25 protein-coding genes and 2 pseudogenes are annotated in these 24947 nt (G+C 68.3%); 16 read left to right on the top strand and 11 right to left on the bottom strand.

The annotated features are described in order from the left end of the window. Positions 1-86: 86 nt before the first annotated feature. Positions 87-461 (top strand): hypothetical protein, encoded by a 375-nt coding sequence (locus ASD25_RS07445; protein WP_056615758.1) that lies wholly within the window; start codon positions 87-89, stop codon positions 459-461. Positions 462-530: 69 nt separating this feature from the next. On the opposite strand, the gene ASD25_RS07440 is transcribed toward ASD25_RS07445, so the two are convergent. Beyond that, entirely contained in the window at positions 531-1328 is a 798-nt protein-coding gene (locus ASD25_RS07440; RefSeq protein ID WP_056615756.1) for a response regulator, read from the bottom strand. Between the two features lie 193 nt (positions 1329-1521). Between ASD25_RS07440 and ASD25_RS07435 the strand changes: the two genes are divergently transcribed. The 5 genes from ASD25_RS07435 (at position 1522) to ASD25_RS07415 (ending at position 6143) form a co-directional block, all read left to right on the top strand. Beyond that, on the top strand, positions 1522-1722 hold the full coding sequence (locus ASD25_RS07435; protein ID WP_056615753.1) for a NepR family anti-sigma factor: 201 nt from the start codon (positions 1522-1524) through the stop codon (positions 1720-1722). After that, complete coding sequence (locus ASD25_RS07430; protein WP_056615750.1) at positions 1719-2330, top strand: sigma-70 family RNA polymerase sigma factor; 612 nt, start codon at positions 1719-1721, stop codon at positions 2328-2330. The genes ASD25_RS07435 and ASD25_RS07430 overlap by 4 nt, the downstream gene beginning before the upstream one ends. A gap of 24 nt (positions 2331-2354) precedes the next feature. Then, a complete protein-coding gene (locus ASD25_RS07425) occupies positions 2355-4118 on the top strand; it encodes a sensor histidine kinase (protein ID WP_369816556.1) in 1764 nt (587 codons plus the stop codon). A 41-nt stretch (positions 4119-4159) separates the two neighbouring features. Further along, a complete protein-coding gene (locus tag ASD25_RS07420; RefSeq protein ID WP_055831752.1) occupies positions 4160-4297 on the top strand; it encodes a hypothetical protein in 138 nt (45 codons plus the stop codon). A 187-nt stretch (positions 4298-4484) separates the two neighbouring features. Continuing rightward, positions 4485-6143 carry an MFS transporter gene (locus ASD25_RS07415; RefSeq protein ID WP_056615747.1) on the top strand — a complete coding sequence of 553 codons (1659 nt, stop codon included), beginning with the start codon at positions 4485-4487 and terminating at the stop codon, positions 6141-6143. A 1-nt stretch (position 6144) separates the two neighbouring features. Here the strand turns inward: ASD25_RS07415 and ASD25_RS07410 are convergent, their stop codons facing one another. The 3 genes from ASD25_RS07410 to ASD25_RS07400 are packed head-to-tail and all read right to left on the bottom strand — an operon-like array spanning position 6145 to position 8348. Further along, entirely contained in the window at positions 6145-6579 is a 435-nt protein-coding gene (locus tag ASD25_RS07410; RefSeq protein WP_056615744.1) for an SRPBCC domain-containing protein, read from the bottom strand. A 43-nt stretch (positions 6580-6622) separates the two neighbouring features. Further along, complete coding sequence (locus tag ASD25_RS07405; RefSeq protein ID WP_056615741.1) at positions 6623-7966, bottom strand: MFS transporter; 1344 nt, start codon at positions 7964-7966, stop codon at positions 6623-6625. Between the two features lie 31 nt (positions 7967-7997). After that, entirely contained in the window at positions 7998-8348 is a 351-nt protein-coding gene (locus ASD25_RS07400) for a hypothetical protein (RefSeq protein ID WP_056615738.1), read from the bottom strand. An 82-nt stretch (positions 8349-8430) separates the two neighbouring features. Between ASD25_RS07400 and ASD25_RS07395 the strand changes: the two genes are divergently transcribed. Together ASD25_RS07395 and ASD25_RS30230 are read left to right on the top strand one after the other, a co-directional pair. Next, complete coding sequence (locus tag ASD25_RS07395) at positions 8431-9753, top strand: amidohydrolase (protein WP_056615735.1); 1323 nt, start codon at positions 8431-8433, stop codon at positions 9751-9753. A gap of 73 nt (positions 9754-9826) precedes the next feature. Continuing rightward, positions 9827-9964, top strand: coding sequence for a hypothetical protein (locus tag ASD25_RS30230; protein ID WP_156389214.1), 138 nt, complete (start codon positions 9827-9829; stop codon positions 9962-9964). A gap of 2 nt (positions 9965-9966) precedes the next feature. Here ASD25_RS30230 and ASD25_RS07390 read toward each other — a convergent pair whose 3' ends face one another. Beyond that, the gene (locus tag ASD25_RS07390; protein ID WP_156389213.1) at positions 9967-10902 is read right to left on the bottom strand and encodes a helix-turn-helix domain-containing protein; all 936 of its coding nucleotides are present in this window, start codon (positions 10900-10902) and stop codon (positions 9967-9969) included. A gap of 164 nt (positions 10903-11066) precedes the next feature. Further along, positions 11067-12227, bottom strand: coding sequence for a succinyl-diaminopimelate desuccinylase (dapE, locus tag ASD25_RS07385; RefSeq protein WP_056615729.1), 1161 nt, complete (start codon positions 12225-12227; stop codon positions 11067-11069). Between the two features lie 48 nt (positions 12228-12275). Between dapE and ASD25_RS07380 the strand changes: the two genes are divergently transcribed. Beyond that, positions 12276-12746 (top strand): cupin domain-containing protein, encoded by a 471-nt coding sequence (locus tag ASD25_RS07380; protein WP_056615727.1) that lies wholly within the window; start codon positions 12276-12278, stop codon positions 12744-12746. After that, on the top strand, positions 12743-14026 hold the full coding sequence (locus tag ASD25_RS07375) for an MFS transporter (RefSeq protein ID WP_235562646.1): 1284 nt from the start codon (positions 12743-12745) through the stop codon (positions 14024-14026). Before ASD25_RS07380 ends, ASD25_RS07375 begins: the two co-directional genes overlap by 4 nt. Before the next feature lie 129 nt (positions 14027-14155). Here the strand turns inward: ASD25_RS07375 and ASD25_RS07370 are convergent, their stop codons facing one another. Continuing rightward, complete coding sequence (locus tag ASD25_RS07370; RefSeq protein ID WP_056615724.1) at positions 14156-15187, bottom strand: 2'-deoxycytidine 5'-triphosphate deaminase; 1032 nt, start codon at positions 15185-15187, stop codon at positions 14156-14158. Positions 15188-15278: 91 nt separating this feature from the next. Between ASD25_RS07370 and apaG the strand changes: the two genes are divergently transcribed. Together apaG and ASD25_RS07360 are read left to right on the top strand one after the other, a co-directional pair. Further along, positions 15279-15686 (top strand): Co2+/Mg2+ efflux protein ApaG, encoded by a 408-nt coding sequence (gene apaG, locus ASD25_RS07365; RefSeq protein ID WP_056615719.1) that lies wholly within the window; start codon positions 15279-15281, stop codon positions 15684-15686. Between the two features lie 78 nt (positions 15687-15764). Next, a complete protein-coding gene (locus ASD25_RS07360; protein WP_056615716.1) occupies positions 15765-16574 on the top strand; it encodes a phytanoyl-CoA dioxygenase family protein in 810 nt (269 codons plus the stop codon). 197 nt (positions 16575-16771) lie between these two features. On the opposite strand, the pseudogene ASD25_RS07355 reads toward ASD25_RS07360, so the two are convergent. Then, positions 16772-17247 (bottom strand): annotated as a pseudogene (locus tag ASD25_RS07355) (GcrA family cell cycle regulator); the annotation flags it as partial. Between the two features lie 260 nt (positions 17248-17507). Here ASD25_RS07355 and ASD25_RS07350 point away from each other — a divergent pair. The 3 genes and pseudogenes from ASD25_RS07350 (at position 17508) to argF (ending at position 20510) form a co-directional block, all read left to right on the top strand. Continuing rightward, positions 17508-18335, top strand: a complete 828-nt coding sequence (locus ASD25_RS07350; RefSeq protein ID WP_056615711.1) for an ABC transporter permease — start codon at positions 17508-17510, stop codon at positions 18333-18335. A 113-nt stretch (positions 18336-18448) separates the two neighbouring features. Further along, entirely contained in the window at positions 18449-19642 is a 1194-nt protein-coding gene (locus tag ASD25_RS07345; RefSeq protein WP_255356145.1) for an aspartate aminotransferase family protein, read from the top strand. 2 nt (positions 19643-19644) lie between these two features. Further along, positions 19645-20510: pseudogene (gene argF / locus ASD25_RS07340) on the top strand (ornithine carbamoyltransferase). Positions 20511-20542: 32 nt separating this feature from the next. Here the strand turns inward: argF and ASD25_RS07335 are convergent. From ASD25_RS07335 to ASD25_RS07325, 3 genes are all read right to left on the bottom strand, one after another. Continuing rightward, the gene (locus ASD25_RS07335) at positions 20543-21058 is read right to left on the bottom strand and encodes a hypothetical protein (protein ID WP_156389212.1); all 516 of its coding nucleotides are present in this window, start codon (positions 21056-21058) and stop codon (positions 20543-20545) included. 101 nt (positions 21059-21159) lie between these two features. Then, positions 21160-21669, bottom strand: coding sequence for a pyridoxamine 5'-phosphate oxidase family protein (locus tag ASD25_RS07330; RefSeq protein WP_056615702.1), 510 nt, complete (start codon positions 21667-21669; stop codon positions 21160-21162). Between the two features lie 60 nt (positions 21670-21729). Beyond that, positions 21730-21924, bottom strand: coding sequence for a hypothetical protein (locus ASD25_RS07325; protein WP_235562645.1), 195 nt, complete (start codon positions 21922-21924; stop codon positions 21730-21732). Between the two features lie 228 nt (positions 21925-22152). Here ASD25_RS07325 and ASD25_RS07320 point away from each other — a divergent pair, with 228 nt between their 5' ends. Then, entirely contained in the window at positions 22153-24927 is a 2775-nt protein-coding gene (locus ASD25_RS07320; RefSeq protein ID WP_235562644.1) for a hypothetical protein, read from the top strand. Positions 24928-24947: the final 20 nt, after the last annotated feature.

Here is a 24947-nt window from a genome sequence, read left to right as displayed (position 1 = left end):
TTTTTCGCGTCTGTAGAGAGTGCCGGAACGGCTACGCTGGACGGCGCGTTCAACAGCCTGATCCCATGCCCAGACGGAGCCGAGCCATGACCCATGAATCCCCACACGACAAGGCCGCCGACGCCGTCCATGAGGGCCGTCCGGTGGAGGCCCAATATGTCCGCGGGGGGCGCGGCGGCGTGCGCATCCTGACACTGCTGGTCATCTCGCTGGCTGCCGTCGCCATCCTGCTGCTGGGCATGTGGTTTGTCAGCCAGGGCGGTTTCGCCGCCACCAACGCCAACAACGGCGATCAGGCCGTCGACGCCCAGGCCTTCCAGGGCGACGCGGCCACGCCGCAGACGGCCGACGCTCCCACCACCGCCGTCGGGGAGCCGACCAGCCCGCCGACCGGCGAGGCGCCCAACGTCAATGCGCCGACCGTCGCCGCGCCCGCGGAACCGCAAGCCCGCCCCCACTGAAACGGCGCGCGCCAACAAAAAAGCCCCGGTCGCGAGACCGGGGCTTTTCCTTTGTCCGGGGAAGAAGGCTTACGCCGCCGCCTTCTGGCGCGACGGGTGGAAGAACAGCGCCTGGCTGATCGCCGCCTTCACCGTTTCCGGCTGGAAGGGTTTGGTGATCAGGAAGGTCGGCTCGGGCCGCTCGCCGGTCAGCAGACGCTCCGGGAAGGCGGTGATGAAGATCACCGGCACGTCGATCCGCTTGAGGATGTCCTTGACCGCGTCGATGCCCGACGAACCGTCGGCCAGCTGGATGTCGGCCAGAACCAGACCCGGGCGGTGGCGGGCGACGGCGTCGACGGCCTCGTCATGCGTGGTGGCGGTGCCGGTGACCCGATGGCCGAGCTCTTTCACAAGGCTTTCGATGTCGGCCGAGATGATCGCCTCGTCCTCGATGATCAGGACATCGGTGGCCAGTTCGGCGTCGATGTCCGACTGGGCTTCAGAGATCAGGCGTTCGACGTCGAATGCGTCGGCGTCCAGGATCTGGGCGGCTTCGGAGGGGGTGAACCCTTCGAGCGCGGTCAGCAGGAAGGCCTGACGCGAGCGCGGCGCGATACGCATCAGGCGGCGCGAGGCGTCGTCGGTGCGGCTTTCCAGCCCGCTCTTGTCTTCCAGCTGCGCGCCGGTGGTCGCCCAGATGGCGTGGAAGACATGATAGAGGGCGACCCGCGGAGTCATGTCGGCGGGCAGCTGCCGCTCGCCGGCGGCGAGCGCCTCCAGGGCGACGCGGACGTAGTTGTCGCCGGTGGTCTGATCACCGGTCAGGGCCCGCGCGTAACGGCGGACGTAAGGCAGATGCGGCGCAAGGCGGGCCAGCAGGCTCATAAAACAAAATCCCCGACAGAAAGGCGGCTCCCGACTGGAACCTGAGCAGTCCGGTCAACGTATCAAATACGCCACGGTTCCCGCGCTGACGACAAGCTTGAGCATTATTCGGCGATGAGCCAGGAACCGCCTGTGCTGAGTGGCGTTTGGCCCTTCGCACAAGTCTTTCGTCAGGGTGGCGGCCGTTTTTTCAATGACAGATAATTCCAACCCTCCGGGCAAGGGCCCGCCCAAGGGCGGCGCAAGTCTGGAGGAAGCTCGACTTCGCCAGCAGGCGATCGGCGTGAAGCTGCGCCACATGTTCGACGAGGTCGTGAACGAGCAGGTTCCGGACGAGTTCCTGGACATCCTGCGGCGCGCCGACGAGCGTTCGTCGGGCGGGAGCGGCTCATGAGCGGTGCGACCAACCCGCCGCCCAAGCCTCCTTCAGCCGACGACGACGCCTTCAAGAGGGAGCTGGTCGCGCTGATCCCGCATCTGCGCGCCTTCGCCCGCACGCTGACCGGTGATCCGACCGCCGCCGACGATCTGGCGCAGGACGCCATGATGAAGGCGTGGGACGCGCGCGCCAGCTATCAGATGGGCACCAACATGAAGGCCTGGACCTTCATGATCCTGCGCAACCAGTTCTATTCCGAGAAGCGCCGGTCGTGGCGTCAATCGCAGCTGGATCAGGAAGCCGCCGAACGCACGCTCGTTGCGGTCGACGATCCTGAGTCGCCGGTGGCGCTGGACGAACTGCGGCTGGCTCTGGCCACCCTGCCGGAAGAACAGCGCGAGGCGCTGATCCTCGTCGGCGCGGGAGGCTTCGCCTATGAAGAGGCGGCAGAAATCTGCCAATGCGCAGTCGGAACGGTGAAGAGCCGCGTTTCCCGCGCCCGCAAGGCCCTGCAGGCCACGCTTGAACGGGGCGGCTACGCCCGTGATGGTCGCGCCGCGGGCGACGCCATGCGTTCCATACTGGCCGCCGCTGATCGCCTGAGCAGCGTCCGGCAGGACTGACCGGTGGTCCGGTTCGGACGAGGGTTGACCAAACGCGTAGGCCGGAGTCTGGGGCCGCCGCAGTTTCACGGCATCCGTTTCAGGATGGGCTGGGCCATGGCCCTGGCCCTGCTGCCGATTCTGGTGCTGGGCGCCTTCCAGACCCAATCCGCCTTTCGCGCCCAGGATATAGAGCGGCGGTCCGACCTGCAGTTGGCTGCCGAACGGACCGCGGCCAACGCCAAATCCCACCTCGACAGCACCGGCGTGCTCCTCCAGGCCTTGCGCCCGGAAGCGTTGGAAGTGTTTTGCGAGCCGCGACTGACCGATCTGGTCGAGCGGCTCGAGAATCTCGACGGACTGGCGCGGCTGACGACGACGGGAGCCACGGTCTGCGCCTCGCGCGGGCTGAGTCAGAGCGCGCCGGCCTGGCTGGCCCAGGCCCCTGCCAGCCCGTGGTTCCTCCGGCTCAAGGCCGGCGAGAGCATGGTTCTGGCCCGTGCGCCGACTGTCGCCGGCCGTTCGCCCGGTCTGATCGTGGCGATCCGGCTTGAGCGGCCGCTGGGCGCCTTCGACGGCGCCATGGTCGCGCTCCTGCCCCTGGCCAGCCTGCAGCCCGACGTCGACGACCCGGCCCTCCCGGAAGGCTCGCAAGCCGCCCTGACCGATGGCGACGGGCGCCTGCTGACGGTGACAGAGGCCGACGCCTTCGTGCTGTCCGGCGGCGACACCCTGACCGGCTGGGTCGGTCGCGCGCGCTCGGGCGCCTCGGCGATCTTCGAGGCCGACGACGCGCAGGGACGGCACCGGGTCTATGCCGGAGCGGCCCTTGCAGGACGGGATGTCTACGCCCTGCTGTCGGCGCCCGCGCCCGGCCTGTGGTCCTGGGCCCGTCTGAATCCTGTCGGGGCGTTGCTGGTGCCGCTGCTGGCGTGGCTGATCGCCTTCGGCGCGGTCATGCTGGTCAGCGAACGGATCGTCATCCGGTGGCTGAACTATCTGGAACGGATCGCCGCCATCTACGCGCGCGGGCGCTTCAACGTGCGGCCCCTGCAGGCCATGAACGCGCCGGCGGAAATCCGCGTCCTCGCGCGAACACTGGACGAGCTGGCCGAGTCCATCGTCACGCGCGACGCCGCCCTGACCGCATCGCTGGCGGAAAAGGACGCGCTGATGCGCGAGATCCATCACCGCGTGAAGAACAATCTGCAGATCATTTCCTCGCTGCTTTCGATGCAGCAGAGGGCCCTGACCGATCCGGCCTCCAAGGCGGCGGTGGGCGACACGCGCCAGCGGATCGCGGCCCTGGCCCTGATCTATCGCACCCTCTACCAGAGCGACGATCTCCGCTACGCGGACGCGCGGATCTTCCTGACCGAACTGGTCGGCCAGCTGGTGGTCAGCGAGGCGGGACGCGGGATTGTGGTGACCTCGTCGGTCGAGGCGGACTCGCTGGTGGTCGATCCCGACAAGCTGGCGCCGCTGGCGCTGTGGCTGGTCGAGGCCGTGACCAACGCCCAGAAACACGCCTTCGCCGGCCGCGGCGGCGATCTGAAGGTCCGCTTCAATGTCCGCGGCGAAAAGAGCGTGCTGGAAGTGCAGGATGACGGACCGGGCGTCAGCGAGACCTTCCGCGCGGGCGTCGGACGCACCCTGATGGGGGCGTTCGCCAAACAGCTGAGGGGCGAGGTCGAAATGCTTCCGGCTCCGGACGGAGGCACCATAGCCCGCCTGACCTTCGCCACGCCCGAGGCCGTCGTGCCTACGGACCCCGCCGATCTTGGAACCTCCGCCGCGCCGTCACGTTGATGCTGCAGACGCCACCTCCCCGGCATCAAGGAGTTCATCCCATGCGCAAACTGTTTGTCCTTTTCGCCGCCGCCGCAGCCCTGACGACCGCCGCTTGTAACACCGTTTCGGGCGTCGGCCGCGACGCCTCGGCCGCCGGGACCGCCGTCGCCAACTGCGCGGACGGCAAGACCTGCTGATCCACTTCGCCGGCCAGCCGCCGGCGTGAGATCCCGACCGCGCTTCCCCCCCGACACGCGGATCGGTTGAAGAAAGCCCGTCAGCCCCCCGCCGACGGGCTTTCGCTTGTGTGGGGCACGCCCCGCCCGCTAGCATCGCCGCACAGGTGTCCGGAGAGACGCCGGAGCGACACGCGGGGAGCGATCGATGACGGATGCGGCGGAGACCCGGGCGGGACCCGGCCTGAAGACTGTGGTCACCGCCTCGGCGGCGGGGACGGCGTTCGAATGGTACGACTTCTTCGTCTTCGGCTCCCTCACCACCATCATCGCGCGGCATTTCTTCGCCGACGCCGGCGAGACCGTCGCCTACATCATGGCCCTGCTGACGTTCGGTCTGGGCTTCGTGGTGCGGCCGCTGGGCGCGCTGGTGTTCGGCTGGTTTGGAGACCGCACCGGCCGCAAGACGACTTTCCTCGTCACCATCACCCTGATGGGGCTGGCGACGGTCGCCATAGGGCTTCTGCCCGACTACGGCCAGATCGGCATTGCCGCGCCCATTCTGCTTCTGATCATGCGGATGCTGCAGGGCTTCGCGCTGGGCGGCGAGTACGGCGGGGCGGCCATCTATGTCGCCGAGCATTCGCCGCCGAAGAAGCGCGGCCTGCTGACCGGCTGGATCCAGACCACGGCCGCCTTCGGCCTGATCGGCGCGCTTTCGGTCATCCTGATCACCCGTCAGATCGTCGGCGTCGAGGCGTTCGACGAGTGGGGCTGGCGCATCCCGTTCCTGTTGTCCGCCCTGCTGCTGGCGGTGTCGCTGTGGATCCGGCTGAAGCTCAACGAGAGCCCGGCCTATCAGCGCATGGAGGCCGAGGGCGGCGAACGTCGCGCGCCCTACAAGGAGGCCTTCTTCCAGTGGAGCAACGGGCGGTTCGTGCTGATCGCCCTGTTCGGCATCATGATCGCCCAGGGCGCGGTCTGGTATTGCGGATATTTCTACACGCGCTTCTTCATGGAGCGGGTGCTGAAGGTCGACACCAACACCGTCGACCAGCTGGTGCTGGCGGTGACCGTCGCCTCGGCGGGGCTGTACGTCTTCTTCGGCTGGCTGTCGGACCGGCTGGGGCGCAAGCCGGTGATGCTGTTCGGCATGATCCTGGCGCTGGTCGCCTTCTTCCCCGGCTTCCACGCCTTGACGAAAGCCGCCAACCCGGCGCTGGCCGAGGCCCAGGCCTCGGCGCCCGTGACGGTGATCGCCGACCCCGCCACCTGCGCCCTGCAGTTCGATCCGATCGGCAAGGCAGCCTTCGCCAGCTCATGTGATATCGCCAAGAGCGTGCTGTCGAACGCGGGCGTGTCCTACGGCAACGCCGAGGCGATCGCGGGCTCGGCCGCCACTGTCCGTATCGGCGCAACCGAGGTCGCGTCGGTCGAGGGCGCCGGCATGGCGCCGGCCGCGCTGAAGGCTGCCCGCACCGATGTCGAAACCCGCATCAAGGCGGCGCTGGTCCAAGCCGGTTATCCTGCGAAGGCCGATCCCGCGCGGATCAACATGCCGCTGGTCTTCGCCATCCTGATGATCTTCATGGTCGCGGCCACGGCCCTCTACGGGCCGCAGGCGGCGGCGCTGGTTGAGCTGTTCCCGACACGGGTGCGCTATACGGCGATGAGCCTGCCCTACAACATCGGCACGGGCTGGGTCGGAGGGCTATTGCCCGCCGCCAGCTTCGCCCTGGTGGCGGCGTCGGGGAACATCTATTTCGGCCTCTGGTATTCGGTCGCCTTCACTGTGCTGGCGGTGATCGTCAGCCTGATCTGGCTGCCGGAAACGAAGGGCCGCGATCTGGACCGGATCGAGACCTGACTCAGGCCTCGGCGGCGACCTTCCAGGCCTCGGCGACGGCGTCGACGGCGTGACGCAACGGCGCACGGTGTTTGTCGAAGAACATCTCGCCGCGCAGGCCCGAGAAGATGAAGCCGTTGGAGACGATGCAGGCGTTGGGCTCGTCCAGCCGCTGGATTTCGAAATAGCGGGTCGAGCGGAACCACAGGCCGCGCGCCTCGGTCCAGACCAGTTGGGAGTAGGGCTCCCACTCGCCGACCTTCGCCGCGACGAGGCGTTCGGGCAGGCCTTCGATCGTCTCCGTGAGGTTGATCACGCCCCCGAAGGCGATGGCGCCCTCCACCCCTTTCTCGATCGGGTTCCAGCGATCCCAGGACGAGAGGTCGGCGATCAGGCCCCAGATGTGCTCGGGCGTGGCGCGGACGCCGATGCGGCGTTCGATACGGGCGGTTTCCATGGCTCCGATCTGCCACGGCTTTCGGACGGAGAAAAGGCCGTGGTCAGCGGTTGCCCTCGGGGCCGGGCTGCGAGGCGGGCGGCGTGTCCGACGAAGGGGTCTCGTCGCGGTCGGGCAGGTCGGGTGGTCCGGCCCGCAGCCGGGCGCTGACGAAACACAGGGCCGTGGCGCCGGCCAACAGGACGGCGTTGGCGATGAAGGGACCGGGCTCGGCCAGTTCGTACAGGGCCACGCCGATCACGGGCGGCGCCAGGAAGCTGAGGCCGGCCAGCGACATCATCAGTCCGGCGATCGCTCCCTGCTCGTGCGGTGCGACCGACAGGGACGAGCCGGCGGTGAATCCCGGCCGCGCGAAGCCGACGCCCATCGACACCACGGCGTAGCCGACCACGACGCCATAGTAGCCGGGGGCTGCGATGCTCATCAGATTGCCCAGCAGGGCCAGGGCGGCCCCCCAGCGCATCAGGTCGCGCGGCTGCAGCTTCAGCAGCGGGATCAGCCCCCACTGGGCCATCAGGGTCGCGGCGGCCCCGGCCAGCATGGCGATGCCGATGAAGGGCTGGGCGGCGAGGGCCGCAACGCCGGTCACAGCCAGTTCGTCAATGATGTGGAAGCCCAGCACCGAGATGTTGACGGCTTGGGCCCCCGTCACCAGCAGGCCGTACAGCAGATAGTCGCGCACCCGCGGGTCGCGCCACAGCCCCTTGGCGACCGGGTCGCGATGGCCGCTGGGGGAGGGGACGCGCACCACCTCGCCGCTGGGCAGCCGACGCCAGACGATGAACAGGACGATCAGGCCGAACAGGGCGAAGGCGTACATCGGCCCGGCCAGACCGACCATCGGGATGACGAACCAGACGGCCCCGAGCCCGACCGCGATCGCCGGCAGGACGAAGAAGGGGGCCAGCGCGGGTCCGACAACCGTGCCCAGCCCTTGAGCCGAGGCCAGCAGCGACATCGCCGGGGTCCGTTGTTCGGGCGTGGTGCGATCGGCGACATAGGCCTGGGAGGCGATCGGCGCGGCCGAGCCGAACACGCCGTAGATGGTTCGCGCCACCGCCATCAGCGCAAAGGCCAGACCCGCGCCCAGCCATTGCTCCAGTCCCGAGGTCGCGGCCAGTCCGAAACCGGTCATGGAGACGACGAAGCCCGACAGGCCGATCAGGATGACCCGCTTGCGACCCAGGGTGTCGGACAGGCGCGCCCAGAAAGGCGAGGCGATGGTCCACATCAGGGCCGAGATGGCGAAGGCGCCGGCGACCAAGGTGTCGGATAGCCGGAACTCGCGCCCGATCGCGGGCAGCACCGACTGCAACGCCATATTGCCCGCCGCCGCGATCAGACTGACGGCGAACAGGATGAAAAAGGCGGGCGAGCGGAGGTTCACGGGCTCAGCCTAGACGCCGGCGGCTGCAAGGTCACTCATCCCCGACGATTGTCAGGGACGGTTTCAGACGACGGCCATCGTCCAGGCCGAGCCGCGCCTTGACCTCGAACAGGTCGGCCCCGGGCCGTATGATCAGCAGCTCCTTGGGCCGCGCCGTGTTCACGGCGATCACCGCATTCTTCGGACAGATGTCGAAACAGTCGGTCTCCTTGACCACCAGCTCGGCCTTCTTGCCCTTCCCGGCCTTCAGATATTTGCGCAGGGCCTTCTTCAGGGACTTGTCGCCGTCAGGGCCGAAGCCCTTGCCGTTCAGCTTCTTCGAACATTTGCGGCAGACCAGCACCACATCGCGCCACTGGGTCTTTGCGGTCTGGATGGCCATGCCGCCAGTTTGCCTGCCCCGCGCCCTTGCGCAAGGGCGGCGGCTTTGCGCACCTTGCGACCCTGCAACCATCGGGGACGCCATGACCATCCGCCGCCTGCTCGCCGCCTCCAGCCTGGCGCTGGTCCTGTCCGCCGGTCTGGCGCACGCACAACAGGCGCCCATCGCGCTGGAGAGGGTCGAGGCGGCGGTGGCGACCGGGGCGCCGAAGGTCGTGGCATGGCGGCGCGACATCCACGCCAACCCCGAACTGGGCTTCGCCGAAACCCGCACCGCCGCTCTGGTGGCCGAGCATCTCCGCGCGCTTGGGATGGAGGTCCGCACGGGCGTCGGCAAGACGGGCGTGGTCGGTATCCTGCGCGGTGGCCGGCCGGGCCGCACCGTGGCCCTGCGCACCGACATGGATGCGCTGCCGGTGCTGGAGGCGACGGGGCTGCCCTTCGCCTCGACCGCGACCGGGACCTATATGGGCGCCACCGTGCCGGTGGCGCACGCCTGCGGTCACGACGCCCATATCGCCATGCTGATGGGCGCCGCCGAGGTGCTGGCCGGGATGAAGGCCGACATCCCCGGGACCATCGTCTTCATCTTCCAGCCCGCCGAGGAGGGCGCGCCTCCGGGAGAGCCCAAGGGCGGCGCCGCCCTGATGATTGAGGAGGGGGCGCTGGAGAACCCCCGGCCCGACGCCATCTTCGGCCTGCATGTGGTGCCCGGCCGGCCCGGCACGGTCTTCTATCGTCCGCAGGGCTTCATGGCCGCGTCGGACCGGATCGACATCGTCCTGCATGGTCGCCAGACGCACGGCGCCTGGCCCTGGAAGGGCGTCGACGTCATCGCCGTCTCGGCCCAGATCATCCAGACGATCAACACCCTGACCGCCCGCACCATCGATCCGACCACGACGCCGACGGTCTTCACCATCGCCACGGTGGACGCGGGCGTCCGCTACAACATCATCCCGGACGAGGCGAAGCTGTCGGGCACGCTGCGCACCTTCGACATCGCCCAGCGCGACGATCTGGTGCGGCGCGCCGGCGTGGCGATCGACAATGTCGCCGAGACCTTCGGAGCAACGGCGGAGTTCTCGGTCCGCCAGAACGCGGCGCTGGTCTACAACAACGAGGAGCTGTCGGCCTGGCTGGCCCCGGTGCTGACGGAGGCGGCGGGCGCCGGCAACGTCAACGCGGCCGTTCCCCCGACGACGGTGGCCGAGGACTTCAGCTATCTGTCGCAGGTCGTGCCGGGCGTCTTCTATCACCTCGGGGGATCGAAGGACGGGGTCGATCCCGCGACGTCGCCGCCGAACCATTCGCCCGGTTTTGATGTCAATGAATCGATCCTGCCGCTGGGCGTGAAGACCCATGTGCTCAGCGCGCTGCGCTTCCTGGAGCGGCCGACGCCCTGATCGGCAACCATATTCCTCAATATCCTTGCAAGTATGCAAGCGCATCCTCTGGCGTCCTTCAAGGGAGGGTGTGTTGAGAGAATTGCCGGTGCGGCTGCCGCCCGCGCGCCTTGAACGGCGCGGCGGGACGCTGCGGGAGATCTTCTTTTTCCTCGTCGCCTTCGGGGCGATGTTCGGGGCCGCCCTGCTGGGGCTGGGCCTGCTGATCTGAGATCAGGCGGCCTCGCCCATGCGGATCCAGTCCGCGAGGACATCGTGCATGGCGCGGGCGCTGGCGGCCTCCCGGCCGGCGACGGCGTCGGACCGCAGCTCGGACGGCGCCACGTCGTCGGGCGACATGCCGAACTGGGCCTTGAAGGCCTGAACGAAGGTCCGGCGGTCAGGGAAGCCATTGCGCTGTCCGATCAGTTCGACCGACGGCGACAGACCGCGGCGCCCCCTCAGCGCGATATAGGTCCGCGCCAGACGCCGACGCAGGACGTAGGTCCGGACGCCGCCCGTGCTTTCGAACGCCCGATACAGGCTCGTGCGCGACACGCCGATGGCGATGGCCAGGGTCGCGGCGCTCCATTTCGAGTCCGGCGGGCGGGAGTCCAGCAGCGCCATGGCCCGCTCCCGGATGGTGCGGTGGATGGCGTCGGCGTGACCCGGCGTGACCGAGCGCTGATGGCCGAGAAACCGCTCGGCGATGACGAAGGCGGCTTCGATCCCCGCCGCGCCTTCCGCGTCGCTGAGTTGGTCGGCGACATCCGTCATGGTGAGCAGATGGGAGGCGACCAGTCGTCCGCCTGCGGACGATCCTGGCAGGACCAGGCCATGGATTCCGCGCGCGAGCAGCCAGCCGGGCACCGACGCCCGGGGGACCATGACGGTGACCATGTCGATCCCGGGCATGGCGGCCAGCGAGGGACGGGACAGGTCCCGGAACTGCACCGAGCCCGCCTCGGCGCGTAACGTCTGGCCGTCGCAGTCGCCGATGGTGTCGATCAGGTTCACGATCACGCTGATATGGTCGATGCCCGATCGGCGGATGTGATCGGCCTCGCGCGCGAGGGTCTGGGCCGAGGATCGTGCGCGGGCGATGATGCTCGGGCCGAACAGATGCGCGTGGGTCTGGCTGCTGAAACCCGAGCGGCCGGCGTCGGCCACGTCGCGGACCTCACCCAATGCGGTGAAAGAGTCGCGGTAGATTTCAAAAGCGTCGGGCTGACGCTCGGATGAGACCGCCCACGAAACGCTGGGCGGCCGCTCCCTCGGCGGAATGATTACTGTCACGGTTGCAATCTTTCATGCGCCACCGTGAAAGGCCAGAGTCACGTTCGTTGAAAATAGGTCCCGATCACCCGGCGGTAGACTTCGGCCAGCGCCTCGATCTCGGCGACGGGCGCGCGCTCGTCGATCTGGTGCATGGTCTGGCCGACCAGACCCAGTTCCAGCACCGGGCACATGGCCCGGATGAAGCGGGCGTCGGAGGTGCCGCCGGTGGTCGACGCCTCGGGCCGTCGGCCGGTCGCGGCCTGGACCGCGTCCTGAACGCCGTCGATAAAGGGGCCTGGTTCCGTCAGGAAGGCGTTGCCCGAGCACAGATGCTCCAGCTCGATGCGCAGGCCGGACGCCGCCTGGGACTCGCCCGCCATGGCGTTGAGCCAGGCGATCAGATCGTCGCCGGTGTGAGTCGGATTGAAGCGGATATTCAGCCGCGCCTTCGCCTCGGCGGGAATGATGTTGGTCGCCGGATTGCCGATGTCGATGGTGGTGATCTCGAGGTTCGACGGGGGAAACTCGGGATAGCCGTCGTCGAGGACGTGATCGTCCAGCCGCGCCAGCAGTTTCGCCAGCACCGGCGCCGGATTGGCGGCGCGGTCGGGATAGGCGACGTGGCCCTGTTTGCCGTGGACGGTGATCCAGGTGTTCAGCGAGCCGCGGCGGCCGACCTTGATCATGTCGCCCAGCGCCTGTGACGACGACGGCTCGCCAACCACGCAGGCGTCGATGACCTCGCCCTCGGCCATCAGGGTTTCAACGACGCGTTTGGTGCCGTGCATGGCGGGGCCTTCCTCGTCGCCTGTGATCAGGAAGGAGAGGCTGCCGGGGACATCGCCGTCGGCCAGAAGGTGAGACACCGCCGCGACCCAGGCCGCTATGCCGCCCTTCATATCGACGGCGCCCCGGCCGTAGAGGACCCCGTCCTTCACCTCCGCCTCGAACGGTCCGGAAGACCATGCCTGCTCTGATCCCGTCGGGACCACATCGGTATGGCCAGCGAAACAGAGGTTGGGCGAGGCGGTCCCCCGCCGGGCGTACAGGTTCTCGATGTTCTCGAACTTCATCCGGCGGCAGTGGAAGCCGAGGCCGGCGAGGGCGCGTTCCAGCACGTCCATCGCGCCCTCGTCCGCCGGCGTGACGGAGGGCCTGCGGATCAGGTCGCGGGTCAGTTCGACAGGATCGATAACGGGAGTTGATGCGACGCTCATAAGGCTGTGCTTTACGGGGTTCGGACGATTGCGAGAAGGCTTCTCCCCATGCCGAAGATCGACATCGACAACGCGCCGACCGGACACGGCACGGGATACCCCGAGGAATTCGCCGGCCCGTGCAAGCCGCGACGCCGCTGGAAGCTGGGCGACGCGGTCGGTCTGGACCAGTTCGGCGTCAACCTGCTGCGCCTGCCGGCGGGCGCCTGGTCCAGCCAGAGGCACTGGCATGAGGGCGAGGACGAGTTCGTCTGGGTGCTGGAGGGCGAGGTGGTGCTGGTCGAGGATGAGGGTGAAACCATCCTGCGCGCGGGCGATTGCGCGGGCTGGAAGGCCGGCGTGCCCAATGGCCACAAGATCGAGAACCGATCGGACGCCGAAGCCGTTCTGCTGGAGGTCGGAACCCGGACGCCGGGCGGCGACCGCGGCGACTATCCCGACATCGACCTGACCTTCGGCCCGGGCGGCTATTTCCACCGCGACGGCACGCCCTACCCCAAGCAAGATCGGCGCACGTGACCGAAACCATCGAGACGACAGAACCGGTCCAGCCCACGCCGCCGCCGGGAGAGCCGTCCAGCCCCTGGGCCATCCGCGACTTCCGCCTGCTGTGGGTCGGGCGGGTGGCGGCGGTGCTGGGCATCCAGATCCAGTCCTCGGCCTTGTTGTGGCAGGTCTATGAGATCGCGCGGCGCGACCATCCGATCGCCGAGGCCAGCCTGTATCTGGGCCTCGTCGGCCTGTGCCAGTTCCTGCCGCTTCTGGCCCTGACGCTTCCGGCCGGCGCCATGGCCGACCGGCGCGACCGCAAGCACACCGTCACCATCTCCGTCATCGTCGAGGCCGCGTGTGCGCTGGCCTTCCTCGCCATGGCCATTCACGGGAACCCGCCGCTTTGGGGGCTGCTGGCTGTGGCCGCGGTTTTCGGAGCAGCCCGAGCCTTCCTTGCGCCGGCCAGCCAAGCCTTCCTTCCGATGGTGGTCGGGCGCCGCGCCCTGCCGCCGGCCATCGCCGCCCAGTCCATCGCCTTCCAGACCGGAGCCATCGCGGGTCCAGCGCTGGGCGGGGTCATCGTCGGGCTGTCGGTGCCGTACGCCTACGCCGTCGCGCTCGGGATGTTCGCCGTCGGCATCGGCAGCCTGCTGCTGATCCGCACCAGCGGAAAACCGGCGCCCTCGCCGAACCGGATTTCGGCCGTCGCCCAGGTGAAGGAGGGGCTGGCCTATGTCTGGAACACGAAGATCGTGCTGGGCGCCATTTCGCTGGACCTGATCGTCGTCCTGCTGGCCGGGGTCGCCCTGCTGACCCCGATCTTCGCGCGCGACATCCTGCACGTCGGCCCGGAGGGTTTCGGCCTGCTGCGGGCGGCGTTCGGGGCCGGGGCCCTGCTGATGGCCCTCTATCTGAGCCGCTTCCCGATCGTGAAGCACGGCGGCCGATGGATGTTCGCAGCCGTCGCCGTCTTCGGCCTGTGCACCCTGACCTTCGGCCTGTCGAAGACGGTCTGGCTGTCGGGCGCGGTGCTGTTCATAGGCGGAGCGGCGGACATGATCAGCGTCAACATCCGCCAGACCCTGATCCAGCTGTCGACGCCCGACCACATGCGCGGCCGGGTCAGCTCGGTGTCCATGCTGTTCATCGGGGCCTCGAACGAACTGGGCGAGGCCTATTCGGGCGTGGCGGTGCGCTTCCTCGGCCCTATCGGCGCGGCAGTGTTCGGGGGCGTCGGCGCGCTGGCGTCGACCGGGATCTGGGCGAAACTGTTCCCGGACCTCAGGAAGGCCGACCGGCTGGATTGAGCGTTCTCCCTCCCCTTTATGGGGAGGGATGTCGGCGCGAAGCGGCGACAGGGTGGGGTGCGTCTGGACCATCCCCCACCCGGTCGCTACGCGACCACCCTCCCCATAAAGGGGAGGGAGACGGCTAAATCAGCCCCACGGCCGGAAATGCTTCGACAGCTTCAGCCCCTGCCGCTGGTAGTGGCTGCCGCCCTCGCCATAGAGGCGGGTCGGGCGTTCCGTCAGGGGCTCATAGACCAGCCGGGCGACGATCTGGCCGTGCTCCAGCAGGAAGGGGGTGTCGTGGGTGCGAACCTCCAGCACGCCCTTGGAACCCGCGCCATGCGCCTCGTCGGTGCCGAAGCCCGGGTCGAAGAAGCCGGCGTAGTGGACCCGGAACTCGCCGACCGACGGATCGATCGGGGTCATTTCGGCGGCCTGGTCGACCGGGATTTCCACGTCGTCGCTGGACGCCAGAATGTAGAACTCGCCCGGATCCAGCAGCAGTTCGCCGCGGCGCAGGGTCAGGGGCTCCCAAAAATCCTTCGGATCGTGGCCGTCGATATTGTCGAGGTCGATCACTCCGGCGTGGCGCCGGCCGCGGAAGCCGACCACGGCGCCTTCGCCGCCCTGAAGCTCGACGCCCACGCTGCGGGTTTCCAGTTTGGGCGGCTCGCCGGCCTTGAGACGCAGCTGGTTCAGGCGCGTGCCGGGGCGGACCAGGATGGGGAAGGTCTGGGGCGAGATTTCGAGATACAGGGCGCCCTCATAGCCTTCGGCCACGTCGTCGAAACTGGCGCCACGATCCGTCAGCAGACGCACGAACACGTCGACCCGGCCGGTCGAGCTCTTGGGATTGGCGCGGGCGATCAGGCCCTTGGGCAGGCTGAGCCGTTCCTGCAGCCGGGCGATGTAGACGCAGCCGCGCTCCAGCACGACGCCGGCCGACAGGTCGATCCGGTGCATGGCGACGTCGGCGATGCGGTCCTCGACCGTGCGCCGGCCGGGCAGGAAGGAGGCGCGCACGCGCCAGGCTTCATCCGACAGCCGCAGGTCCAGACTGGCCGGCTGCACCTGATCGGCGTCGAAGGGAGTGTCCGAAGCGATCGCGCCGCCGGCGATCAGGGCTTCGATGGATTGGCAGGGCAGGATGCCCGGGGTGGTGTGTTCGAAGGTCTGCATGGCTTCGGCTTACACGATTTTTCGCCGCGTCTCCCCTCCCGTGCGACGTGCGGTCGCTTGACGTGGGGGCGGGTTGCGCGACCATGGCCGGATGCATGACGCCCGCGCCTATGAAGCAGAAACCGACGGGATCGTGGTCCGCGTCCGCCCCAGCTATCTCGCGGGCCAGTCAGATCCCGAGGGCGGGCGCTGGGTCTGGGCCTATCAGGTCGAGATCGTGAACCTGAGCGGCGTGCCGGTTCAGCTGACGGCGCGGCGCTGGATCATCACTGACGCCCTGGGTCACGTGGAAGAGGTGCGCGGCGCCGGCGTGGTCGGCGAGCAGCCGACCATCCAGCCGGGCGACAGCTATTCCTACGCCTCGGGCTGCCCGCTGGGCACGGCCTCGGGCTCGATGATGGGCGGCTACTCCATGACCGACGACGCAGGCCGCACCTTCGAAGTCGCCATTCCGGCCTTCAGCCTCGACGTGCCGGGCGATCGCAGGGTGCTGAACTAGCGACCGGCGGTAACCATGTCGTAACGGCCGGCGATTCACGCTCCGCGCGCAGCTAGAATCGCGTCGGAGATCGGATCCATGATCCAGCACAGACTGAGCGACAGTCAGGTCCAGGCCTACCGTGACGACGGCTATCTGATCGTCCGCGGCGCCATCGATCCGAAACCGATCGACGACCTGATGGCCTTCGTCGCCCATGTGGTCCGTCTGGAGTCCGGCGCGGAGGGAGCGGACGCTGAAATCCTCAACCGCGTCCTCATCGAACTGAAGCGCGCCCACCCGTCCAGCAGTTCGTGGATCTATCAGACCATCCTCGGCTCGTGGAACCTGAAGGCCTTCTTCGTCCGTATCGGCATCGAGGATCTGGCGATGCAGCTTCTGGACATCGCCACGCCCGACGACCTCGGCATCGTCAGTCCGGCCTTCCGTTTCGACATCCCGGGCGACACCCGGAACATCCGCACCTGGCATCAGGACTCGGCCTACTTCCTAGAGAACGGCGGCGGTCACGAACATCTGGTGGCGTGGATTCCGACCACGCCGGCCCGGGTCGAGAACGGCTCGGTCGTACTGTCGCCCGCCAGCCATCTGACCGGTCGGCAGGAGCGGGAACACAAGGCGGCCGAGGGCTTCGCGTCCGAGCAGTACACAATCCCCGAGCATCTGCTGGCCGGAAAGCCGCTCGTCCATATCGAGGCCGACCCGGGGGACGTGGCCTTCATCAACATGGATCTGTTCCATTCGTCGGGGCTGAACGTCACGGACGACACAGTCCGCTACACGGCCCAGATCCGGTTCAACACGATCAACCGGACGGACTATCGGCCCGTGAACCTGAAGCCGAGCTATCCCGAGTACACGCGCAATCCAGTGGTCCATGGGGCCTGAACCCCGCCCGAGATCGCGCCCCAATCAGCGGGCCAGGCCAACAAAAAACCCGCCCGAGGGCGGGCGGGGGTGAGGGGCTGCGTCAACCCGGAAAAGCGCAGCCCCGCCCCTGCGTTCATGGCCGCATGCGGATGCGGCCATGAAGCGGAGGGCGGCTCTCTAGGAGCCTTCAGTGACAGCCGTGTGGCTGAAAGGGGTTAAATGTAGCGCCGCAGGCTCCGGGCCAGATCGGTCGCACCGCCGCGCTTGACCTGCGGCTGGTAGGCGACGCGGGCGTGCTCGACGCAATAGACGCCTTCCGAGGAGCGGCGGCCGCAGAAGCTGAACTCGTTCGAGGACGGGTCGCCGATCGGCCATTTGCACATGTGGGCGCCCAGGGTCATCACCGTGGCGGTGCCGGGCAGGTCGGGCATGGGCGCCGGGACCGACTGGGCCGCGACGACGGCGCGCGGCTGGACCGCCTCGATGCGGCGAGGGGCCGACGGCGCCTGGGTCGGCTGTGCGGGACGCGGACGCGACGGGCGGAAGGTGGCGCGCGCCGGCTGCGAGGGGGCGGCTCGGCCCGACAGGCCCAGGCGGTGCACCTTGCCGATGACGGCGTTGCGGGTGACGCCGCCGCCCAGCTGTTTGGCGATCTGGCTGGCCGACTGGCCTTCGAGCCAGAGTTTCTTCANCTTCAGCGCGCCGACGCGGTCTTCAGTCCAGCCTGCGGTCATAGCCAACCCTCCGGGTCTCGGATTCAATATATGGGGTCCAGACGTCCCTCCCGGGGTCTCGACCTACCACTAATCGTAAACGACCCCCTAACAGACGCAAGATGTGCGAATCAGTCCGTCCACAGGAACCAGATGTAGAGATGGTTAACGTCTCTGCGGTTTGCGGGCCTTTCGGAGGGTCTTGCGAAGCGGAGCGGGCAAGCGCATTTCGCGGTCCATGACCGATCTGTCCTCGACCCGTCCCGCCGGCCTGCCGCAGCCCCGCAGCTACAATGGCGTCAACTGGATCGGAGTCAGGACCCTGTACCTGCGCGAGGTGCGGCGGTTCTGGAAGGTCGGCGCCCAGACGGTGGCCGGTCCGGTGGTGACCACCCTGCTGTACATGCTGGTCTTTGTGGTCGCCCTGCGCGGCACACGGCCGCCGCTGCACGGCACGCCCTTCGCCGAGTTCGTGGCGCCGGGCCTGATCATGATGGCCATGCTGAACAATGCGTTCGCCAACGCCTCGTCCAGCCTGATCCAGGCGAAGGTGATGAATACGGCGACCGACTTCCTGACCCCGCCCCTCAGCCCGCTGGAACTGACCATCGGCTTTTCGCTGGGCGCCGCAACCCGCGGTCTGGTGGTCGGGATCGTGACGGCGATCTGCGTCATGCCGTTCGCGCGGCTGGAGGTCGCCAACCTCGGCGCCATCCTGTGGTTCGGCCTGCTGGCCTGTCTGATCATGGGGATGCTGGGCGTTTTCGCCGGCCTGTGGGCGCAGAAGTTTGACCAGCTGGCCGCGGTCCAGAATTTCGTCATCATGCCGATGACCTTCCTCAGCGGCACCTTCTATCTGGTCGAGAACCTGCCCGAGCCGTTCGCGACCATCAGCCATTTCAACCCCTTCTTCTATCTGATCGACGGCTTCCGGGCCGGCTTCATCGGGACCCAGAACGCAGAGGGCAGCCTGCTGATTGGAGCGGTCATGAGCGGGGTCCTGACCGTGGTCATGGCCTTGACCTGCTGGCTGGTGTTCCGGTCCGGCTGGCGGCTGAAGAGCTGAGGCCCGGGCGGTGTTGACTAACCCCGCCCCCCGTCCGACAAGGCCTGACCCTTTTTCAAGCGGTCCCGACGCTCTCCGGCGCCGGGGCCGTCTCGCTTTTGGAGGTCTGCCCCGTGTCCACTGAACATCTGATGGGTGTCTACAACCGCGCGCCGCTGGAGGTGGATCGCGGACAGGGCGCGCGTCTTTGGGGCAAGGACGGGACCGAATATCTCGACTGCGTCATGGGCATCTCGACCAACGCCCTGGGCCACGCCAATCCGGTGCTGGTGCAGGCGGTCAAGGACCAGGCCGAAAAGCTCTGGCACGTCTCGAACATCTTCAAGATTCCGGGGCAGGAAGCCCTGGCCGACGCCCTGTGCGAGAAGTCGTTCGCCGACGTCGTCTTCTTCACCAACTCGGGCACGGAAGCGGTCGAATGCGCGCTGAAGACGGCGCGTCGCCACCACGTCGCCAACGGCCATCCCGAACGGATCGACATCTACGGCTTCGACGGCTCGTTCCACGGCCGGACCTATGGCGCGATCAACGCCGCCGCCAACCCCAGTTACACCGAGGGCTTCGGTCCGAAGATGGAAGGCTTCCATCAGCTGGTCTGGGGCGACAAGGAGGCTCTGGAGGCCGCGTTCCGCAACCCGACCACCTGCGCCATCATCCTCGAGCCCGTGCAGGGCGAGGGCGGCTGCCGGGCAACGCCGGACGAGGACCTGCGCTGGATGCGCCAGATGGCCGACGAGAACGGCGTCCTGATCATCTTCGACGAGGTCCAGTGCGGCATGGGCCGGACCGGCAAGCTGTGGGCCCACGAATGGGCCGGCATGACCCCCGACATCATGGCGATCGCCAAGGCGCTCGGCGGCGGTTTCCCCATCGGCGCCTGCCTCGCCACGGCGGACGCGGCCAAGGGGATGACCGTCGGCGTCCACGGCTCGACCTTCGGCGGCAATCCGCTGGCCATGGCTGTCGGTCAGGCGGCGTTCGGCGAGATTTCGAAGGCCGAGACCCTGGCCCACGTCAACGAGATCGCCGGCTATCTGAAGCAGCAGCTGCACGGTCTGGCGCAGCGGTTCCCCGACGTGATCGTGGACGTGCGCGGCAAGGGCCTGCTGCTGGGCGTCAAACTGGTCCCCAACAACCGCGAATTCATGGGCTGGGCGCGCGACGAGCAGCATCTGCTGGTGGCCGGCGGGGGCGACAACTGCTGCCGCATCCTGCCGCCGCTGAACCTGACTCTCGAAGAGGCCCGCGAGGCGGTTGAACGGTTCGAGCGCACATGCGAGTTCGCCCGCTCGAAGATGGCGGCCTGAACATGGTCCGGCACTTCCTCGACATCTACAGGCTCGAAGCCGAAGAGCTGCGCGCCATTCTCGACGACGCCCACGCCCGCAAACAGGCGCGCAAGGGCTGGCCCAAGGGCCGCGTCGACGCCGACGCTCCGGCCAGGGACCGCGTCCTGGCCATGGTGTTCGAGAAGAATTCGACCCGCACCCGCTTCAGCTTCGACGCCGCCATCCGCCAGCTGGGCGGGGCCTCGATCATCGCCAACGCCGGCGACATGCAGCTGGGCCGCGGCGAATGATCCGAGCCAATAGCCATGAGGACGTCGAGCGCTTCGCCCGCGTCGCGACCGTGCCGGTGATCAACGGCCTGACCGACCGCTCGCACCCCTGCCAGATCCTCGCCGATCTGATGACGATCGAGGAGCATCGCGGCCCGATCGCCGGCAAGACGATCGCCTGGGTCGGCGACGGCAACAACGTCTGCCACAGCTTCATGCATGCGGCGCCGAAGCTGGGCTTCCACTTCAACGTTGCCTGCCCGGCGGACTACCACCCCGATCTCCACGATCTGGCCAAGGGCGGCAATCACGTCACCCTGACCAGCGATCCGCGCGAGGCGGTCGCCGGCGCCGACGTCGTCGTGACCGACACCTGGGTGTCGATGGGCGACGGTGACTATGAGGCCCGCCTCGAAGCCTTCGAGGGCTACGGCGTCGACGACAGCCTCATGGCCGGCGCCAGCAGTGACGCGGTCTTCCTCCACTGCCTCCCCGCCCACAGGGGCGAGGAGGTGACGGACGCCGTCATCGACGGGCCGAAGTCGCTGGTCTGGGACGAGGCCGAAAACCGCATCCACGCCCAGAAGGCCGTGCTGGCCTGGTGTTTCCGCGGGTAGTCCGTCGTCGCCGGTCGACGCTTCAGTTCCGCCTAGCCGAACGGCGGATCCCGTCTCGGATCGCGGCGAAGTAGCCCGGGGCTGGCCAGGTCATGCTCGCGGTAGAGATGCAGCGGCTCGTAATGCAGTGTGCAAATGCCAGCTGCAGGCGATGTCATCAGCCTGATCCGCGCGCCGTCTTCCTCACTGTGCCAGATGGCGTTCAGCAAGATCATTTCGTCGGCGATCCGCAGGGTAGGGCCGTATCGGCTGTCGATCGCGGCGATCATCTCGCGGCATTTCCGACGGGGCCCCTCGAGGGCGATCATGCTCAGGCCGTCATCGTTGAAATAATACCTGGTTTCGACGGTCAGGCCTGCGAAGGCCTGTTCCCCGCGAAGGCGCACGCGACCCGCATCCAGTCGATCGCCATTTCGGACCTCGCGAAGATTCGGCATCGCCGCCTGAACCGCCTGCGGGGTCTCGCCCCAAGCCAGACCTTGCCGGGCGGCGTCCTGTCCGGCCACGCCTGACGCACCCGTAACGCCAAGTGACAACGCGGCCGCCAAGGGGGTCAGTATGCTGGCCAAGTCTGCCCCCGTTAACTCCCAGCCCGCATCGTTAGCGGAAAGGCCTCGCCTGTCGAAGCCTTTCCGCGTTGCTGGAGCGCTCAGTTCAGATTGACGTCCACGACGCCGCCCGCGTCCGGCAACGTCTTCGTCACATTGGCCTTGGCGACCTCGTAGAAGAATTTGAAGAAGCCGCCCTCGTTGACCCAGATGCGGCCATCATCGGCGTCGAACTGGAGGATGGTCAGGTGGGGGTCGTCCTTGCCCCCGGGGTACCAGGCGGCGAGGATCGGGTTCCAGTAGCGGTCGATGATCTCGCGGTCCTGCCCGTGCACCGAAAGCTGGCCGTGGATGCAGGCCCAGACGTTCTGGTCCTTCGAGCCGTAGTGGAACATGGCGCTCTGGCCGCTGCCGACCGCAGCGTCCTTCGCCAGATCGGTGTCATCGCGGGTGAAGAACCAGATCGTCCCGGTCTCTTCCTCGCGGAAGGCGGTCATCGGCTGGGCGTGGTAGCCGGGCTGGTCGAGGCCCAGCATGCCGGTGTTGGACTTCTTGAGGTGGTCCCAGAATTCCTTCTCGGCCTCGGCGGCGGTCAGGGTCTTGTCGCCCATGGGGAGTCTCCTTGATCGGTGGGTTCGATCAGGAATGGCCGGGCGGGGTGCGGGGTTCCGTCAGTACGGCCTTTGCGGCACGCCGAGCAGGGTCCCGAGGTGGACGACGAGGATGAACACGCCGGCCCCGGCGAGCAGCATGATCAGACGCCAGGGCATCATCCGGACGCCGCGCCTCGGATCCCACGGCCGGGCGCCCCGCCAGCCGGCGAAGATCGCCAGGGCGATGGCGGCGCCGGTGAGGGCCAGGGTCATGGTCATGTCCATCGGCGCGAGGTGGCGCGAACAGGGGTCTTGCGCAAGCCCCGAGACCTTTCCAACAGGTTAATCTTCACCGGTCGTTAACCTCCGCGGCGCGAGAATCCGTCCGGTGTCGGCGCTTTCCACAGGAAGATTGGCGAGCCACCACATCTTGGGGTTAACCACGCGTTTACACGCATGATCTTGGCGTCTAGCGTTCGCCAAGTAGGTGGGAGCGAATCAGTGAGCGCAGCAGCGCCGTGGAGCGTAAAGGGCATCGAGCCCAAGGCGCGCGAGATCGCCAAGGACCTCGCCCGTCGCTCCGGCATGACGCTGGGTGAGTGGCTGAACACGATCATTATGGAAGACGGCGACGACGACGAGGGCGTCGTTCCGCTGTCGCGCCGGCCGCACGCCGCCGACAGCTATGAGCGCCGCGGCCGCAGTCGCCGGATGGACGACGCCTATGGCGGCTCCGACGATCAGCTGGGACGCCTCGGCGCCTCGATCGACGCCATCGCCGCCCGGCTGGAAGCCGCCGAGCGCCGCTCGACCATCGCCATTCAGGGCGTTGACCAGGCCGTCTCCGGCCTCGTTCGTCGTCTCGACAATCAGGATCAGAGCGACAAGGCTCACGTTCGCCGCATCGACGATATCGCCGAGGAGCTGCGAGAGGGCCATCGCCGCCTGCGCCGCTTCGAGCAGGAGGTCGGACCCCAGACGGCAGAGACCTTCGGCAAGGTCGAGACGACCTTGGGCGCGCTCGCCGGCCGCCTGTACGACATCGAGGAGCGCCAGCGCACGGGCGCGAACGAACTGCGCCAGCGCATGGACGCGGTCGAAAAGGCCGCGGGTCCCGGCGTCGGCTCCGAGTTGCTGTCGCAGGTCGGACAGCGGCTCGATCAGGCCCAGACGCGCACGACCGAGGCCCTGCGCGGGCTGGAGCGCTCATTCGCCGGTCTGGACCAGCGCCTGCGCGCCGCCGAGAGCCGGGTCGAGCCCGAAGGCGCCCGCGAGGCCGCCCGTTTTGAAAAGCTGGCTGAAACCCTGAGCCGTCAGGTCGAGGGCAACCGCGCCGAGATGATGCGGCGGCTCGACACCGCCGAGACCGAAGGCCGGATGGACCGCATCGAGCGCGCCGTCCTGTCCATCGGCGAACAGGTCAAGTCGTCCGAGGAGCGCTCGGCCAAGGCTGTCGAGGCCATGGGCCGCGAGGTCCTGCGCATCGCCCAGAACCTGAACGGCCGGGTCCAGTCGATCGAGAGCGCACCGCTTCAGCTGGATGCGATCACCCGCAAGGTCGAGAGCGACATGGGTCGGCTGGCCCAGGGACTGGAACAGCGGCTGACCGCCGCCGACGACCGCCACGCCCTGGCGCTGGAGAAGCTGGGCGGGGAGATCACCCGCATCTCCGACCGCCTGAGCGAGCGGATCGCCCAGTCGGAGCGCCGTTCCCAGCAGGCGCTGGAAGACATCGGCCGCCGGCTGGCCGACAGCTCCAGCAAGATCGAACAGGGCTACGACCGTGCGTCGGGCGAGCTGGCCGAGCGCATGCGCCTGTCCGAGGAACGGACGGCCGCGCTGATCGCCGAGGCCCGCGGCAATATCGAACGTCGCGCAGAGCCGGCGCGTCCGGCCCCGGTTGAACCCGACTGGCGCGCCGCCGCCTTCCCCGATGCAGCCTTCCCGGACGCCGGATTCGGCGAGACCGCCTTCGACGATCCGGTCTACGCCGAGCAGCAGGCCTGGTCGGCGGATCTCGCGCCGCCCGAGCCTGAGCCCGCCGCGCCCCGCGAAGAGGTGCTGAGCGCCGACTCGATCTTCGACGCCGTCATGCGCGGGCCTCGCACCGAGCCGGAGACGCCTGCGGACACCACCCCGTTCGGCAGTCGTCCTGCGCCGCCGGCGACCGACATGCCGGCCGAGCCCGTCTTCAGCGCGGCCGTGGAGCCCGCGCCGGTCGCCCCGGCGCCGCAGCCCGAGCCTCAACCCGCCGCCTTCGGCCACGGCTTCGGCGGGGCCGATGTGTCGGATGCGCTGGAGGCCACGGCCCCGGGCGCCTTCGACGCAGGACCCGATGACTTCGACGGCGAGACCGACTTCGTCGACCCCCGCGCCCTGCGCGCCGCCGCGGCCCAGGGACGCGCCTCCTCGACCCGTCAGGCCATCGACGCGGCGCGCGCGGCCATGGCATCGCCCGAGCCGGCCGAAGCGCCGGCCCGGACCGGTTTCGGCCTCAAGAAGGGCGGCAAGTCCAAGCTGCAGGAGCGCCTCGACAAACAGGCCTCGCGCGGCGGCAGCACGGTGCGCAAGGCGCTGGGCGCCTCGGCCATCGCCGTCCTGCTGACGGGCGGCGGCGCATACGCGACCGGCCAGCTCACCGGCTCGGGCATGAACATCCCCGGCCTGACGCCGGCCCCCGAAGTTCAGCCCATTGCGGCGCTGGCTGTCCTGCCGACCGCGCCGACCCAGGGCGATCTGGAGCGCGGCGCGGACCTGTACCAGCAGGCGATCGAGCTTCTCGACGCAGACGCCGCAAGCGGCGTCGATACGCTGAAGCGCGCCGCCGGGACCGGCTACACCCCGGCGCAACTGCATCTCGCCAGCCTGTATCAGGACGGCGCCAAGGGCGTGCCGGTGAACCTGCCCGAAGCCCGCGTCTGGGCCCGCCGTGCGGCGGACGGCGGCGACGCGAAGGGCATGCACGCCTACGGCATGTATCTGTTCGAGGGCGTCGGCGGCGCCAAGGATCAGGGCGAGGCCCTGGCCTGGCTCAGGAAGGCGGCGGAGCGCGGTCTGGTCGACAGCCAGTTCAACGTCGCCAAGCTGTACGAGACCGGCGACGACGCTATCCAGCCCGACGCGGCCCAGGCCTACAAGTGGTACCTGATCGCAGCGCGCGCCGGCGACGGCGACGCGCAGGCGGCGGTCGAGCGGCTGGACAAGACGATCGCCGCGGCGACCCGCAATCAGGTCCGCGCCGAGGCCGAGCAATTCCAGGTCGAACCGCTCGCCTGATACGGGACGGCAAGCTTTTC

The sequence above is a fragment of the Brevundimonas sp. Root1423 genome, from assembly GCF_001426805.1.
The sequence above is the reverse complement of the archived record's forward strand: the minus strand, read 5'-3'. Positions and strand labels throughout refer to the sequence as shown.

Coding starts and splice junctions, on each gene's coding strand:
- ASD25_RS07445 (WP_056615758.1), top strand. CDS start 87: ATGACCCATGAATCCCCACACGACAAGGCCGCCGACGCCGTCCATGAG.
- ASD25_RS07440 (WP_056615756.1), bottom strand. CDS start 1,328: ATGAGCCTGCTGGCCCGCCTTGCGCCGCATCTGCCTTACGTCCGCCGT.
- ASD25_RS07435 (WP_056615753.1), top strand. CDS start 1,522: ATGACAGATAATTCCAACCCTCCGGGCAAGGGCCCGCCCAAGGGCGGC.
- ASD25_RS07430 (WP_056615750.1), top strand. CDS start 1,719: ATGAGCGGTGCGACCAACCCGCCGCCCAAGCCTCCTTCAGCCGACGAC.
- ASD25_RS07420 (WP_055831752.1), top strand. CDS start 4,160: ATGCGCAAACTGTTTGTCCTTTTCGCCGCCGCCGCAGCCCTGACGACC.
- ASD25_RS07415 (WP_056615747.1), top strand. CDS start 4,485: ATGACGGATGCGGCGGAGACCCGGGCGGGACCCGGCCTGAAGACTGTG.
- ASD25_RS07410 (WP_056615744.1), bottom strand. CDS start 6,579: ATGGAAACCGCCCGTATCGAACGCCGCATCGGCGTCCGCGCCACGCCC.
- ASD25_RS07400 (WP_056615738.1), bottom strand. CDS start 8,348: ATGGCCATCCAGACCGCAAAGACCCAGTGGCGCGATGTGGTGCTGGTC.
- ASD25_RS07395 (WP_056615735.1), top strand. CDS start 8,431: ATGACCATCCGCCGCCTGCTCGCCGCCTCCAGCCTGGCGCTGGTCCTG.
- dapE (WP_056615729.1), bottom strand. CDS start 12,227: ATGAGCGTCGCATCAACTCCCGTTATCGATCCTGTCGAACTGACCCGC.
- ASD25_RS07380 (WP_056615727.1), top strand. CDS start 12,276: ATGCCGAAGATCGACATCGACAACGCGCCGACCGGACACGGCACGGGA.
- ASD25_RS07370 (WP_056615724.1), bottom strand. CDS start 15,187: ATGCAGACCTTCGAACACACCACCCCGGGCATCCTGCCCTGCCAATCC.
- apaG (WP_056615719.1), top strand. CDS start 15,279: ATGCATGACGCCCGCGCCTATGAAGCAGAAACCGACGGGATCGTGGTC.
- ASD25_RS07360 (WP_056615716.1), top strand. CDS start 15,765: ATGATCCAGCACAGACTGAGCGACAGTCAGGTCCAGGCCTACCGTGAC.
- ASD25_RS07350 (WP_056615711.1), top strand. CDS start 17,508: ATGACCGATCTGTCCTCGACCCGTCCCGCCGGCCTGCCGCAGCCCCGC.
- ASD25_RS07330 (WP_056615702.1), bottom strand. CDS start 21,669: ATGGGCGACAAGACCCTGACCGCCGCCGAGGCCGAGAAGGAATTCTGG.
- ASD25_RS07325 (WP_235562645.1), bottom strand. CDS start 21,924: ATGACCCTGGCCCTCACCGGCGCCGCCATCGCCCTGGCGATCTTCGCC.